The 15,043-nt window shown below is 66.4% G+C and carries 13 protein-coding genes; 6 read left to right on the top strand and 7 right to left on the bottom strand.

Features of this window, described 5'->3' with window-relative positions; translation table 11 throughout:
- Positions 1-52: 52 nt before the first annotated feature.
- Positions 53-955: an LLM class F420-dependent oxidoreductase gene (locus AC1U2B_RS17350; RefSeq protein ID WP_480217703.1), complete on the bottom strand. Its 903-nt coding sequence runs from the start codon at positions 953-955 to the stop codon at positions 53-55.
- Positions 956-997: 42 nt separating this feature from the next.
- A complete protein-coding gene (locus AC1U2B_RS17355) occupies positions 998-1,753 on the bottom strand; it encodes an IclR family transcriptional regulator (protein WP_480217704.1) in 756 nt (251 codons plus the stop codon).
- Positions 1,754-1,918: 165 nt separating this feature from the next.
- Here AC1U2B_RS17355 and AC1U2B_RS17360 point away from each other — a divergent pair, with 165 nt between their 5' ends.
- Positions 1,919-2,680: a CoA transferase subunit A gene (locus tag AC1U2B_RS17360; protein WP_071285609.1), complete on the top strand. Its 762-nt coding sequence runs from the start codon at positions 1,919-1,921 to the stop codon at positions 2,678-2,680.
- Complete coding sequence (locus AC1U2B_RS17365; RefSeq protein ID WP_480217705.1) at positions 2,677-3,330, top strand: 3-oxoacid CoA-transferase subunit B; 654 nt, start codon at positions 2,677-2,679, stop codon at positions 3,328-3,330. Before AC1U2B_RS17360 ends, AC1U2B_RS17365 begins: the two co-directional genes overlap by 4 nt.
- A gap of 4 nt (positions 3,331-3,334) precedes the next feature.
- Here the strand turns inward: AC1U2B_RS17365 and AC1U2B_RS17370 are convergent, their stop codons facing one another.
- From AC1U2B_RS17370 to AC1U2B_RS17380, 3 genes are read right to left on the bottom strand one after another with little or no spacing between them, the layout of a single operon-like run.
- Complete coding sequence (locus AC1U2B_RS17370; protein WP_480217706.1) at positions 3,335-4,654, bottom strand: phospholipase D-like domain-containing protein; 1,320 nt, start codon at positions 4,652-4,654, stop codon at positions 3,335-3,337.
- A gap of 59 nt (positions 4,655-4,713) precedes the next feature.
- Complete coding sequence (locus AC1U2B_RS17375; protein WP_480217707.1) at positions 4,714-7,566, bottom strand: hypothetical protein; 2,853 nt, start codon at positions 7,564-7,566, stop codon at positions 4,714-4,716.
- Between the two features lie 52 nt (positions 7,567-7,618).
- The gene (locus tag AC1U2B_RS17380) at positions 7,619-10,525 is read right to left on the bottom strand and encodes an MMPL/RND family transporter (RefSeq protein WP_480217708.1); all 2,907 of its coding nucleotides are present in this window, start codon (positions 10,523-10,525) and stop codon (positions 7,619-7,621) included.
- Positions 10,526-10,660: 135 nt separating this feature from the next.
- Between AC1U2B_RS17380 and AC1U2B_RS17385 the strand changes: the two genes are divergently transcribed.
- Both AC1U2B_RS17385 and AC1U2B_RS17390 read left to right on the top strand, forming a co-directional pair.
- Positions 10,661-11,884, top strand: a complete 1,224-nt coding sequence (locus AC1U2B_RS17385) for a sensor histidine kinase (protein ID WP_480217709.1) — start codon at positions 10,661-10,663, stop codon at positions 11,882-11,884.
- Positions 11,877-12,554, top strand: a complete 678-nt coding sequence (locus AC1U2B_RS17390; RefSeq protein ID WP_480217710.1) for a response regulator — start codon at positions 11,877-11,879, stop codon at positions 12,552-12,554. The genes AC1U2B_RS17385 and AC1U2B_RS17390 overlap by 8 nt, the downstream gene beginning before the upstream one ends.
- Before the next feature lie 11 nt (positions 12,555-12,565).
- Here the strand turns inward: AC1U2B_RS17390 and AC1U2B_RS17395 are convergent, their stop codons facing one another.
- Both AC1U2B_RS17395 and AC1U2B_RS17400 read right to left on the bottom strand, forming a co-directional pair.
- Positions 12,566-13,102: a hypothetical protein gene (locus AC1U2B_RS17395; RefSeq protein ID WP_480217711.1), complete on the bottom strand. Its 537-nt coding sequence runs from the start codon at positions 13,100-13,102 to the stop codon at positions 12,566-12,568.
- Positions 13,103-13,443: 341 nt separating this feature from the next.
- The gene (locus tag AC1U2B_RS17400) at positions 13,444-14,295 is read right to left on the bottom strand and encodes an SDR family oxidoreductase (RefSeq protein WP_480217712.1); all 852 of its coding nucleotides are present in this window, start codon (positions 14,293-14,295) and stop codon (positions 13,444-13,446) included.
- A gap of 176 nt (positions 14,296-14,471) precedes the next feature.
- On the opposite strand from AC1U2B_RS17400, the gene AC1U2B_RS17405 reads away from it, so the two are divergent.
- Together AC1U2B_RS17405 and AC1U2B_RS17410 are read left to right on the top strand one after the other, a co-directional pair.
- Positions 14,472-14,810, top strand: a complete 339-nt coding sequence (locus AC1U2B_RS17405; RefSeq protein ID WP_480217713.1) for an intersectin-EH binding protein Ibp1 — start codon at positions 14,472-14,474, stop codon at positions 14,808-14,810.
- Positions 14,811-14,833: 23 nt separating this feature from the next.
- Positions 14,834-14,998: a hypothetical protein gene (locus tag AC1U2B_RS17410; RefSeq protein ID WP_090562895.1), complete on the top strand. Its 165-nt coding sequence runs from the start codon at positions 14,834-14,836 to the stop codon at positions 14,996-14,998.
- Positions 14,999-15,043: the final 45 nt, after the last annotated feature.

The raw sequence follows: 15,043 nt of genomic DNA on the forward strand, positions 1-15,043 counted from the left end.
GTCATCCACAACGCCTCGCCGCGTCGCGGGGCGGCGCAGCCGGCAGCTGGGACTACAACCCCAGGACGGTGGCCAACTCCCGCAGGCCTGGCCGCGGGTCGGCCGTCGGGTGCTCGCCGAGTACCTGCACGACCACGTGGTCGGCACCTGCCTCCAGATGCGCCTGCACCTTGGCCGCGGCGTCGTCGACGCTGCCCATCCCGACCAAGGCGCGGGCCAGTCGCTCGGACCCGCCACGGACCAGATCGCTCTCGTCGAAGCCCTGGCGCAGCCAGGAGTTTCGGTAGTTGGGCAGGCCGCTGTAGACGTTCAGGTGATCGTGGGCACGACGCAGCTGTTCAGCGTCATCACCGCCGACGACCACCGCCTGCTCGGAGACGATCCACTTGTCCGGCCCGAGGATGTCCCGTGTCGTCTGCGTCGCGGCAGGCAGCACCAGGTACGGATGCGCGCCATCGGCCTGACTGCCCGACAACTCGATCATCTTGGGGCCCAATGCCGCGAGCAGCCGAGGCGGCCGGCCGACCCCAGGCTCGATGGCGTCCGGTACGGCGGCCATCCGCTCCAGATAGCTGCGCATCGTGGCGAGCGGCTTTTCGTAGGTGCCGCCCATCCCGCGCTCCACCAGCGGGCCGTGACTGACGCCGAGGCCCAGCACGAACCGACCCGGGTACAGAGCGGTCAGTGTGCGAGCACCGGCCTCGGCGGCCGACGGAAGACGCACGTGAATGTTGGCGATGCCCGTGCCGACCACCAGCCGGTCGGTGGCCGCGAGGAAAGCTGCCGACTCGGTGAGGCACTCCTTGCCGACGGTCTCAGGCAGGAACAGCGATCCATAGCCCATGGCTTCGATGTCGCGGGCCACGGCCTGCGCGTCGGGCATGGCCCAGCTGTCGCTGGCCCACCAGACGCCGATGCGGGACGGGAAGTCGATACGCGCGCGCTGAGTGGTCACCCGTCCACAATCGCCTACCGCCACCCACACGGCGACGCGGGGTCACCCCTGGAGCCGGCCCGACAACTCGTGGGCCTGCTCGAGCAGCAGCCGCCCCAGTTCGCGTCGGCGGCCGGCCCGGAACCGGGTTTCGACGCCGGTGAGGCTCAACGCCCACTCGGGCAGGCCGCGCCGGTCGAACACCGCGGCCGCCATCCCCCAACTGCCTTCGACCAGCAGCGCGGGATTGACCGCGTAGCCCGCGCGCCTCGTCTGCTCGATGCGCTTGCGGATGGCCGCTTCGGAATGTGTAGGCCCCCAACTGGTTTCGGGCTGCTCGCGGGAGAAGTAGTCGTCGACGTCGGCGGCCGGCAGATGGCTGAGGATGGCCAGGCCTGCGCTGGCCACGCCGAGCGGAAACCGGATACCGACCTGCAACACGTGGGAGCGCAGCGGGAAGCTGCCCTCCTCGCTGAGCACGCAGACGGTCTGATCGCCGCGGCGGGCGGAGAAGAACGCGCTCTCGCCGGTCTCGCGGGCCAGTCGGGTCACCACCGCGCGCGCCTGATCGGTGACGTCGTGGTGTTGCGCCGCACCGACGCCGAGCAGGTACAGCTCGGGGCCCAGCGACCAGCGCCCGGTTTTCTGATCCCGGCTGACCAGATGTTCGTCGGCGAGTGCGGTCAGCAGCCGGTGCGCCGTCGGCCGGGCCAGACCTGCCAACTTGCCGAGTTCGGTGGTGGAGGCGCCGTCGGGTTCGGCCGTCGCCACCGCCCGCAGCATCGCCCCCACGCGGGCGACGACATTCGGACCGGTCATCACCACATGGTAGGCGTTCACTGAATGAACGCCCACGGCATCACTGCTCATCATGTGAACACTTTTGACCTGCTTCGAGCAGAGACTTGCCGTGTCAGCGGCCTGGAGTGAAAAGTGGGTGCCGCGTTTACTGAATGAACGGCGTGTTTGACTGGATGGAGTGCCATGACCTCGAAGGTGTACGCCTCGGCCGCCGCAGCGGTCGCCGACATCGGTGACGGCGCCACGCTGGCCGTCGGCGGATTCGGCTTGTGCGGAATCCCCGACCAACTCATCGATGCCATCGCAGCGTCGAGTGCCACCGACCTCGAGGTGTTCTCGAACAACTGCGGTGTCGACGGTGTGGGCCTCGGTGTGCTGCTCGGCCTCGGCAAGGTCCGCCGGGTCACCGCGTCGTACGTCGGCGAGAACAAGGAGTTCGCCCGTCAGTACCTGTCCGGCGAACTGGAGGTGGAACTCACCCCACAGGGCACGCTGGCCGAGCGGATGCGCGCCGGCGGCGCCGGCATCCCGGCGTTCTACACCCCGGCCGGCGTCGGCACGCCCGTCTCCGACGGCGGCCTGCCGTGGCGGTACGCGGCCGACGGTTCGGTCGCGGTTGCCTCGCCGCCCAAGGAGATTCGCGAATTCGGCGGCAAGCGGTACGTGCTGGAGGAGTCGATCAACGCCGACTTCGCCCTGGTGCACGCACTGCGCGCCGACACCGCAGGCAACCTGGTCTTCAACAAGACTGCCCGCAACTTCAACCCGTTGGCCGCGATGGCCGGGCGGATCACCATCGTCCAGGTCGAGGAGCTGGTGCAGCCCGGCGAGATCGACCCCGACGACGTCCACCTCGCCGGCGTGTTCGTGCAGCGCATCGTGCACACCGGCCCGCAGGACAAGCAGATCGAGAAGCGCACCATCAGCGAGGGAGCCGCAAAGTGACCGCACCAGCCGGTTGGAATCGTGACCAGATGGCCGCCCGTGCCGCCGCCGACATGATCGACGGCGAGTACGTCAACCTCGGCATCGGCCTACCCACCCTGATCCCCGGCTTCCTGACCGGCGACGTGCACGTCACGCTGCACTCGGAGAACGGCATCCTGGGCACCGGCCCCTACCCCACCGACGACGCCGTCGACCCCGACCTCATCAACGCCGGGAAGGAGACCGTGACGGTGAATCCCGGTGCGGCGTACTTTGATTCGTCGCTGTCGTTCGGGATGATCCGCGGCGGCCACATCGACACCGCGGTGCTGGGCGGCATGGAGGTGGCGCGCAACGGCGATCTGGCCAACTGGATGGTGCCGGGCAAGATGGTCAAGGGCATGGGTGGCGCCATGGACCTGGTGCACGGCGCGTCGCGGGTCATCGTGCTGATGGAGCACACCGACAAAGCCGGCAACCCGAAGATCGTCGAGGCGTGCACACTGCCGCTGACCGGTCAGGGCGTAGTCGACCGGATCATCACCAACCTGGCCGTCATCGACGTGCCCGGGGACGGCACCCTGATCCTGCGCGAGACCGCCCCCGGCGTCAGCGTCGACGAAGTCATCGCGGCCACCGGTGCCGAACTGACGGTTGAGGTGGCATAGGGATCTACGCCATGACCTCGAATGGGTCACCGCCGCCGATCGGCTTGATCAGCTCTTTGATCTCGTCGTCGAGCGACGCCGACTTGTCACGGGGCCAGGTGTAGCTCGCGTCTCGATCCTGACGGAGCCTCTCCCACAGCTTGATTCGTAACGCCCGGGCGAACGACACTTTTTCAAAGCCGAGTGAGGTGCCGTCGACCTTGCTGGTGAACCCGACCCCGAACTCGCCTTCGGCGAACAGGTTCACGCTGGTCAGCGACGGCTGCCAGAAGTTGGCCGAGCCGATGACGACGAACGCGTCGTCGGTGTGGTCGTCGAAGATCCAGACCTTCGAGTGCACGAACTTCTTGTCGTTCGGGACCTGCAACAGAATCGCGGGATTGGCCCCGCCTTTCAGGGTCTGGACCAGCGGGTCGCGCAGCGGCGGGTTGGCCGGCCCGACATCCCGCTTATTGCTGACGACCACCAGTTTCACGCCGCGGCTGATGGCGTCCTGGAGTAGATCGTCCAATGAGCGAGGAAGGTCGGGCAGGTCCGAGCGTTCCCTCGGCGACGATCCGCCCGTCGGGTTGGTTCGAGTCGGGGCAGCTCCCATCGTCTGGAAGAACTGCTCCTCGATGTAGATGGACTTGGTGGCGGCGCCGATGGCCCGGGACAGCAGGCAGTAGTAGGTGTGCTCGCCGTTCTTGGCGTAAGTGCGCTTCCAGTTCGTCGTGTCCGCGGGGAACGGCGGGTAGGTGCGGACGAACTGCACCCGGTGGGCATCTCCGCTCCCGGGCGGTATCGACTGCTGCGTCGAGCTGACCCCGCCCAGCGGCGGCTTGAGTGATTCCCAGCGCTCCTCCAACGTCTTGCGTCCCAAATGCGCTCCGGCGCCGATGATCTCGGCTTGCACGTCGAACCAGCCCGGGTCTTTCCGCCTACCCAGCGTGACGTCCATGCCGCCGACGAACAGGTGCGTACTCGAGTCCAGCTTCAGGAACGCCGCCTTCTGGTGGAAACTCGTATCGGGGTGCAACTGGTCGTCGATCACCGCCTCGGGGACTTTCTCTTTGATCGCGTCGGCAACCTCTTGGGCGTTGTCGCTCCACGAGTGTGAGCGCGTCAACATCAGTCGCACGCGGGCCAATCGGCCGAGCGCGCCCTGCAAGAAGGTGATCGGCTGTTGCACCTGCCCGAACTTCTGGGTCAGCACCATGTACACGCTGAAGGCCCAGCCGACCAGGAACACGTCGCCGTTCTCCTTGGCCTGCGACATCAGTGCGGCGAGCCGGTCGAAGTACGAATCGTAGTCGGCGTAGATCTTGATGTCCGCGGTCGTCACCGTCTGAAAGCACCATTCGTCAGGCGAGCCGGGCCCTCCCGCCGGGAGGAACCAATCGGTCACACCTGGCGTCCGGTCTTCGGGTCGTAGGTGACCTCGACGGGAACCACCTGGTCGGTCGGAAGCACCTCCACCCACTGGTCGAACACCTGGAAGTCTTCAGCGCCGGGCGTCGCCCGAAAACCACCGTCCAGGGGATAGAACCCGTGCTCGTAGACCTTGTCGATGGGGGTGGCCGACACCCGGTTGTCGTCATCGATCTCTTCGGCCGGATAGCGGCCCACCTTCTGGGAATCGTTGTGTTTCTTGGCCACCACGTCACACAGGTGGTTGATGGCGTCGCGCACCGTGGGGGACGGTCCGGTGTGGGGAATCTGGGCCAGTTCGTCGGCCGGCGCCGCGTACTGATCGTCCAGTCCGTCGGTGCCCTCGATGTGGAGCCGCTGCAGCCAGTTCATCGCCGCGCGTTCCTTCCCCGGCCGAATCGGGATCACCGCCTTGACCCACGGCGCATTCAGGAAGGCGTTGCGCAGGTTGTCCCCGTCGAGCTGCAGCAGCCAGCCCAATGACGCGCCGAGCTTCGCCGGATGGGACTCCTCGGTGATGTAGTAGTCGTCGACGCGGTTGTCGGCACCGCCCCATGACACGGTGTCCATGGATGCGATCTGACTGTGGTGGCCGGCGGCCGCTGCGGCACTGGTGATAACGCTCTTCGCGACCTCGGACTTCAGCTGTCCGAAGATCGATCCCGACTTCGCGGCGTCGTGCAGGACCGGCGACGCGGCGACGTCCGATGGCGTCCGCAGCCCGCCCAGCGACTGGTGACTCTGGTGCAGGCGAGGGCGCCACCATTCGGGTGCCACGAAGTAGAGCATCTTGTCGACGTCAAAAATCGTGTTGAGCAGCTCAGAGACGACGTGCCGGGTGCGATCGTCGGGCATCGGCAGGTCCTTGGTCAGCATCTCTTGAATCAGGCTGCGGTACACGATGATTCGTTCCTCTTCGCGGAGGTCTTCGAATGGGCGCGGCTCGATGTTGCTGGCCTTGTTGATCCGATCGCGGGCCGCTTCGACGAACGCTTTCTCGTACTCGCGGCGAGTCTGCTCGGTGAACTTTTCGGTCGCGGCGACGTTCTTGGTGTTGACGTCGTCAAGCGCGGCTTGGGTCGGCTGCCACGTGACCTTCGCCGTTACCCGCAGCGGCGAGACGTTGCGGAAATTCACGTACTCGAGGTGGATGCCGAAGGACATGTCGCCGGGCGAGTCCTCGACGACATTGCGGACCGAAATCTCGATGTCGTTGCCGCCGTAGTCGAACTCGATGATTCCGCTGGCGACCTTGCCGTCCGGGCCGAACTCGTAGCCCGGCCGGTCGCATACGGCGACGAAGCCGCTGAAGTCGGCCTTGATACGTTCCGGGTCCCCCTCGGTCGTGTCGAGGTTGACCTCCTTGCCGTCCTTGTACGCCTCGTCCATGTCGTCTTCGGGGATCGTGTCCTCGGTCATGGGCACGAACGGAATGTCGATCGGGTATTCCGTCACGAACGGCGTCGGCATCGGAATGGACTCTGGCGGCGGCACACTGCCCAACTCCGGATCTTTGGCCAGGTGCACGAGATTTGCGACGCCGAGCTGCCGACCGGGATCGTCGACGTAGGTCTGCCAGCACAGGTACGTCCCGATGTCCTGGACCTGGACGCCGACCTGCCGCATCTTGCGCCGCAGTTCGTAATTGAGGAGTTTGTCGGTGTGGTTGGCGAGAACGTAACGGCGGCTTGACGTGTCGGTGGTCTCTGTCACCGTTCGGAATGTCGTCTTGTAGTTCTTGCGGATCTCCGTGGACAGCTTCTCGGTCTGCTCCCGCATGCGTTTGTGGGTGACCTCCCGCGCCGTCGATTGCGTTTTGCCGATGTCGATCTTGGCGGACGCGCTCGCACTGCCCCCGATCCAGCTCTGGTTCGCGGTGGTGTCGACGCCGAATTTGGTGTCAGATTTGTTGTCGGTCTTGACCGCATCGGACAGTTCGTCCTGCTCGGTCGTCGACTTCTCCGACTTGAGCACCGTCTCCGTGGAGCTCTCCGTCATGCGTTCCTGAAGAGTCTTGCGGGTGCTGATCTCGACCAGCTCGACGGTCGCACCGGGGCTCATCCAGACGTGACCCACCGGCGGCCCCAGAAAGGTGTCGAACTCGAAGAAGTACTGGCGGAACAGGTGCACGATCCCCAGTGGAGACAGACTCACCCGATCCAAATCTCGAAACGGGTCCATGTACTCGAGCGGGTCACGGAACTTGAGGAGCGCCAGGAGCCGGTCGAGGTTCTTGTCCGGTCGATAGAACAGATTCTTGAGTTCGTCGAAGTGCTGGTTCTCCTTGAGGTACAAGATAAAACCGGCGACGGCGGATTCGCGACTCAGCTGATCGGCAACCATGTCGGTGAGCCCCTCCGACCGCCGGGCAGATGCGGTGCCGGCGGTGTCGCGACTCAGTGCCGCGGTGTACCACTGCTGCGTTTTCGGGACCACCACCTTGTCCAGCGTCTTCTGGATTTCTGCCGGCGCAATCGCCCGGTCCCAGACCGACGGGTGGTAGTCGGCAAGCGAGGGTAGCGACCGAGCTACGCCTTCCATCACGAAGCTGCCACCGAACCGCGTCTCGGTATCCCGCAATTGAGCAGGCTTCAGATTGGCTATGTGGGCCAACGGCTTTCGGTCGTCGAGCGTGAGTTCGAACTGGCTCTTGAACTTCTTGTACAGCGACTCGAAGGCGATGGCCTTGTCGACGGCGAACCCGCGGTCCCAGCGGTTCGCCATGCGTTTGGCGCGCCATCCCAACATCGGCTGATAAACACCGAAGATCTCGCTGGCATAAGGAAGGACATTCGCGTAAGCAGAAAAATCCGTGATCCTCTTCATGAGAAAACGATAGTTCCCAGCTGCTTCCCAGGAAGGAAATCGCGCCGGACGGTCAGCTCAGGTTCACGGCGGGTTCAGCCCGGAACACCCGACGCCCGGCGGGGCGGCGCGGCGTCCGTTCCCTACGCGTGAAGGTCCGGGCCAGCACGCCGCGCACCAACGGCACCGGCGACCACCAGAACCACCGGCCGAGCAGCCCGGCGATGCCCGGCACCACGAAAGTCCGCACGATCAGGGTGTCGATCAGCAGGCCGACGCCGATGGTGGTGCCGACCTGTTCGATGCTCAGCACGTCGCTGGAGAGCATCGCAAACATTGTGATGCCGAAGACAATTCCGGCGGTGGTGACCACGCCGCCGGTGCCGCCGAACGTCCGGATCATGCCGGTCTTCAAGCCCGCGTCCGGCCGGGTCACCTCCTCGCGCAGCCGCATGGTCAGCAGCAGGTTGTAGTCCGCGCCGACGGCCACCAACGCGATCAACGCGATCGACGGCACCGCCCAGTGCAGATCGTTGCCCAGCAGGTCTTGCCAGATGAAGGCACTGACCCCGAGCGCCGACGCGTACGACACCACGACGGTGCCGATCACCACCGCGGCCGCCACCGGGCTGCGCAGCATGACGAGGATGATCAGGAAAACCAGCGCCAGCGCTACTCCGGCGAGCAGCAGGAAGTCATCGGACACATAGCCACGAAGCTCCGCGGTGCCGGTGCCAAAGCCAGTGACATACACCGTGTTTCGGACCAGCGTGCCCTCTTTTGTCGACTCGCGCACGGCAGCCAGAATCTCGGGTGACCGTAGCGCCCCGTCGGTGCCGAACACCTTGCCGTCGCCGTAGACCAGCAGCCGCGTCGACCGGCCGTCGGGCGCGAAGTACAACCCGGCCGCGCGCTGGAAGCGCGGGTCCTGCCACGCGCGTTGCGGCAGATAGAAGCCACCCGCGCCACTGTCCTGGAAATCCGCACGCACCCCGCGCAGATAGTCGGTCAGCCCGGTGAACATGCCGCGGGTCTCGCCGACGGTCTTGGTCAATTGCGTTGTCACCGCACCGAGTTGGTCGACGGCAGCCCGCATCGAACGCACCGACGCCTGCGCACCGGTCAGTGACCGCGCCATCTCTGTGGTGCCTGCACTGAAACCCACCGTGCTGTCGGTCAGCGTGCCGGTGGCCGCCACCACGGAATCCATCGGCTCGACGACCCTGAGTACCAGTGAGCAGATGGCGTCGCCCGCGCAATTCGGGTTGGCGCCCGTGAAGCCGCGCAACGGATCCAGGTACTGCGACACCGAGGTGACGTTGTCCCGCAACTGCTGCATGCCGCCGTGCATCGCCTCGATTCCGGAGCCGAGCTGCCCGAGCCCGCGGACGCTGCCACCGAGCCCGTTCTGCAATTGCGTTATCGCCGAAGAGAACTGGTCCAGCGTCGCGGACAGCTGATTGACGGAACCGAGCCGCTTGCTCAGCTGGGCCACCCCGTCATCGAGCTGGTCGGCGATGGTGCCGGCCTGATCGGTCAGCGCGGCCTGCTCGGGCAGCGAGCCCGACGGCCGCGAAGCCGACTGCACCATACGAATACCCGGAATCTCCATGATCTTTCGGGTCATCCGTTCGACAGCGATGACGCCCGCCGGGTTGCGCAGATCGTGATCGGTCTCGATGGACACGATCTCGGGCAACAGCCGGTTGGGCGGGAAGTGCCGATCCATGGCCTGGTACCCGCGGTTGGCATGCGTGGTATCCGGTTGTGCGGCAAGCTCATCGAAGCCCAGACGGACGCCGGCCACCGGGATGGCGCACACCACCAGAACCAGCGCCGAGGCCACCAGCACCGGCCCCGGCCACCGGGCGACGACGGTCCCGACCCGGCGCCAGCTCCGCCCGGGCGCCTTGGCGGCGGCGCGCGCTCGCGGCTGTGCCAGGCCATGCCGGCCGGCCAGCCCGATGAACGCCGGCAACAAGGTGAGCGATGCGAACATCCCGGTGAGAATGCCGATCGCACAGGGCAATCCGGCGCTGCGGAGCATGCCGACCTGAGCGAACAGCAGACAGGACAACGCCGCCGCGATGGTCAGGCCGGACGCCGCGATCACCGGCGCCACGCTGCGGTTCGCGATGACCAGCGCGTCCTCGTGGTCGACACCGGCTCGTCGCTGTTCGTGGTAGCGCCCCAGCAAGAAGATGCCGTAATCAGTTGCCGCACCGAGCACCATCGCGGCCAACAACGACACCGAGAAGATCGACACCTCGATCAGGTCCCGCTCCCCCAGGAACGCGACGAATCCCCGCGCCACCCCGAGCCCCAGGCCGACAGTCAGCAACGGGATCGCCGCCGTGACCACCGACCGGTACACCACGAACAGCAACACGGCGATCAGCACCACGGTCACCCCGGTGATCATCAGCATCTGCTTGTCGATGGCACTGAGCTCATCGGCGATGGTGGCACCCGGACCGGTGACGTAGGCGTGCAGGCCCGGCGGTGCGGGCGCGTCCGCGACGATGCGCCGCACGGCATCCAGCGCGGCATTCGCCTTGGCCGCACCGAGTTCGCCGCGAATCCGCAGCATCGTGTAGACGGCCTTGCCGTCGGTGCTCTGCGCGCCGGAGGCCGTCACCGGATCGGACCACAGGTCCATCACCGAATCCACATCCGCGGTATCCGCGCGCAGCGTACTCAGCAGGCGGTCGTAGTAAGCCCGCTCCGGCGGGCCCAGCGGGTGATCGCCCTCCAGCACCAGGTAATTGAGGTTGCCGCCCGATCCGTCGTGGAACTGCTGGTCCATCTGAACACCGGCGAGGTTCACCGGTGCGTCCGCGGGCAAGAAGCCCCGCGCGTGGTTGTGCGCGGTGGTTTCCACCTGCGGCACAAGGAGATTGCCCGCCGCCGCGGCCAGCACCCACAATCCGATGATCAGGACCGCGAAGCGGCTACAGAATCTTGCGATGGCGTCCCACATGGGATCTGAAACTACGAGCGACCGGGGTCCGGAAGCGTCGTGCTGGGGACGAGACCGGGCCTCCTACCGCGGTAGGAGAACCGGGCCGCCCCGCGAATGATGTGTAAATCCCGACACCGGCTCTAGGCTGGCGGTATGGCCTGGATCCGCGACTTCGCCCTGCGACGACGCGGCCTGATGTCCTACCAGTTCCCGTTCACCGTCCCGGTCGTCATGTACAGCGGGTCGCTGCTGGTTGCCGGCACCGCCGCGATGCAACGGGATTTCGCCCGGCCGTGGCTGTTGGTCGTCGCCATCTCACTGGTGTTCGCGCCGATCGTCGCGTTCATCGTGTTCGGCCACAAGCCGTCGACTCTGACCACCGCAGCCTCGGTACTTACGGGCGTCGGTCTGCTGTTGCTGTGCTGGCCGCCGGTCTTCCTCGACGCGGCGCCGTTCCTGCTGATGTTCATGCTCGGTGAGGTGTTCGCGCTGGGTTCGGTGCGGCACGGACTGGTGGCCGCGGCGGGATGCGCCGTGCTCCTGGTCGGCGCCGCCCGCGCCGGGCATCTCACCACCTATGTGCCGTACCTGCTGTTCTTCCTGGCCATCGCCGCGATGATCGGCCGCATCCTGCAGTTGCAGCAGCGTCTCGTCCTGGAGGAGCGCGCGCGCCAGGCCGCCCTCACCGAACAGGCGACCGCAGATGAACGACGCCGGATCGCCCGCGAGATACACGACGTGATCGCCCACTCGCTGTCGGTGACGATGCTGCATCTGACCGGCGCCCGGCGGGCGCTGCAAGAGGACAACGACGTCGACGAGGCGGTCGACGGCCTGCTGGACGCCGAGCGTCTCGGCCGGCAGGCCATGTCGGACATCCGGCAGACCGTCGGCCTGCTCGGCGCGCGCGACGCGGCGCCGCTGCGGCTGACCCCCGAGCCCGGGTTGTCCGACATACCCGACCTGGTGACGAGTTTCGCCGACGCGGGATTGCATGTGGAGTCGAGCATCGAGGTCGACCCGACATCGGTCACCGCGGGGATCGGCCTGGCGTTGTATCGGGTGGCCCAGGAATCGTTGGCGAACGTCGCCAAGCACGCCCCGGCATCCGCGGCAAGGCTGCGACTGTATGTGGAGAAAGGAACGGCCATCCTGTCGGTCAACAACGAGCTGCGGCGCCCGGTGACCAGCGGGCCGGCGGGCGCGGGACTGCCGGGCATGCGCCAGCGCATCGCGTTGCTCGACGGCGATTTCCAGGCCGGTCCCGGACCGGACGGGTGGACGGTCCAGGCTCGCGTGCCGGTCACCCCGACGGCAACCCAGCACTGCGCCATGCACCGAATCCGGATGTCACGCAACGAGACCCACAATGGCTGACGGCGCAGTCCCGAAAGATGGTTCGACCGTCGACGTACTGCTGGTCGACGATCAGGAGCTCGTCCGCTCGGGCCTGCGCCGGATCCTGCGGCGTAAGGACGGCTTCACCATCGTCGGCGAATGCGCCGACGGCGACGAGGTACCCCGCGAAGTGCTCCGGTGCCGCCCTGACGTCGTCGTGATGGACCTGCGGATGAAGCGCGTCAGTGGCGTCGACGCCATCCGGGCCCTGCGCACCGGCGGCGGCCCACCGGCCTTGGCGCTCACCACTTTCGACGACGACGACCTGTTGTCCGCGGCACTGCGCGCCGGGGCGTCGGGCTTCGTCCTCAAGGACTCACCGGCCGAGGAACTGATCCGGGCCGTGCACGCCGTCGCCCGCGGCGAGGCGTACCTGGATCCCGCCGTGACCGCCCGCGTGCTGAACGGCTACCGGCGCGCCCCCGGCGTACCGTCCGACGATGTCGCCGACCGGCTGACCGCCCGCGAACTCGACGTGCTCGAGCTGATCGGATCGGGCGCGACCAACGCCGAGATCGCCGGCCGGCTGGTCATCTCGGAGGTGACGGTGAAGAGCCATATCGGGCGCATCTTCACCAAGCTGGACCTGCGGGACCGCGCGGCCGCGATCGTCTACGCCTACGACCACGGCGTGGTCGCGCCCAAATAGCGGCTACTCACCTACCCGGCGGCGAATTCCTTCAGCATCGCATTCAACTGGTCTTTGTCAGGGGCACCGTAGATTTTGGGACTTGAGCTGCGGTACGTGGCCATGATCGGGCAATGGTCCAAGAGGCCTTTCACCGAACCGAGACTCTTGATTCGCTTGCCGGTTTTGGCCTCGCGTATCTCTACGTCGTAGTCGACCGAGTAACGAGTCACGCGGTCCGTGTCGCCCCGGCTCTCATATTCACAGGTGCCCTCTTTCTTCTCGGTGGCAGACAGCCGCGACAGGCACGCGACGACATTGATCGACGAAGGCGGCGAATTGGCCCCGGAATACCCTCCGTCGGCGCCCGCCATCGACACCGCTGTCCACTTACTGATGCTGCCCACCGACTCGTAGAACGCGACGATCTTGTAGGGCTTTTGGTAGTCGGCGGCATTGCTCACCGAACCGTTCTTGCAAGCGGCATTGAAATCGTCCGCGGTGTTCGCGGTAGTAGGCGGTTCGCCCCGAATGCTCGAGGTAATACCGACTACCGCTGCGATGCCCACCGGTATGGCGAATATTGCAGCGACTACACCGAGCGCGCGACGGCCGCTCTTCGGCGGCGGTGGCGTGTACTGCGGCCACTGACCCTGCGGGGCCTGGCCATACGGAGCTTGCCAATACTGTTGCGGCCCTTGACTACCGACCCCCGGCTGCGCCGAATTCGGCCACGGCGGAGCCGGCGGCCCGTACTGCTGCGGAGCACCGTGCCCTTGGTATCCAGGCCCTTGATAGCCGGGCGGCGGATATGGAGGCTGCGTCATTCATCGATCGTAAGCGCCGGCAACGCCTCGGTTTGGCGCCAAAATACTGACCACAAACCTCTGCGCAAGCGCCACGAACAGCCTCAGTCGGCGAACACCCCGCGCATGGCGTCGGCGCCGAACATCGGCTCCATCATGGCCGAGAAGTCCGGGCCACGGCGCAGCTTCTGGCCGCCGTCGACGTTGATCAGCTGGCCGGTGATCCACTGCGATGCGTCACTGAGCAGGAACAGCGCCAGGTTGGCGACGTCCTCGACCTCGCCGGCGCGGGGCAGCGGGGTGCACTGCTTGTAATCCTCACGCAGCGGCTCGAATTCGAAGATGCTGGCTGCCACCAGGTCGGTGCGGATCAGGCCGGGACGGATGCTGTTGGCCCGCACCCAGGAGGCGCCGAGCTCGTCGGCCGCCAACTGCACGAGGTGATCGAGCGCCGACTTGGTGACGCCGTACGGGCCGAACCAGCGGTGGGTGTTGCTCGCCGCGATCGAAGAGATGCCGACGAACGATCCGCCGCCGCCGCGCACCATCTCCCGCGCGGTGTGCTTGACGACGTACATGCTGCCGTTGACGTTCAGGTCGACGGTCTGCCGCCACATCTCCGAATCCAGGTGCGTGACGGGCCCGACGGTCAGTGAGCCACCGGCACAGTGCACGGCGCCGGCGAGCTTGCCGTTCCAGGCGGCGGCGGTCGCGACGGCGGCGGCCACGTCGTCCTCGTTGGTGACGTCGGCGGTCTGGAAGCGGATGGCGCCCGGTCCCCCGGCCGCCGAAATTTCCTCGGCGGCGGACTGCAGCGTGGCCTCGGTGCGGCCGACGATGAGGGCGTTGCCGCCGGCGGCCACGACGCCGTGTGCGATGGCCTTGCCGATTCCGCTGCCACCGCCGGTGATCAACACGGTCCGATCCGTCAACCAACCCTGAACTGAAAACTGCACCGACGTACTCCTCATAGACAGATCGACGGGGACACGTCCTGTATACACTTTTCAAAAGTTGTACACAATGCTGGTCCGGCGCCTATTTCCCATCCACACCCCGGACCACACATTCCCCGTCCGCCACACAGCACCTGGGCGTACCCTGAAATTTTCCCTGACGAAAGCGTGACGTCATGACCATCCACCCGATCCACCGGCGCCTCCTGGTGGCCGCCGGCTTCGCCATCGCGACGGTCGCCGCACCCGCCGTTTTCGCTCTCGGCAGCCCGGCGTCCACCGCATTGCTCGGCGACACCAACTGTCCGCCGGGAATGACCGAAAACCCTGTCAGCGGTTCATGTTTCGAGGGCGGCAACGACCAGGCCCCCGGACCGGTATCCGGGCCGTCCGACCAGCTCGGCGAAATCGACGGAATCCCGTGCACCGGCCACAACACCGGCGAATGCATCGGCCTCTCGGAGAACCAGGCACCCGAGGCGCACCCGCACTCGTCGGTGAGTTCCAGCCCGTAACAACAGTCGCCTAGAGTTGTGTAATGCCTGCAAAAACTGATCCCGCAGATATCGGCGACGTGGAGCCCCTGGCCGACAGCACCGCCCGTCAGGCCCGCCGGGTCGTCGCCGCGTACGCCAACGACGCTGACGAGTGCCGCATGTTCCTGTCCATGCTGGGTATCGGGCCCACGAAGCTCGACGCGTGACGGCCCGCGGAGGCAACGACACTTCTGCCGGTTCCGCCGCGACTC

The organism is Mycolicibacterium sp. P4_G11 (assembly GCF_056555145.1).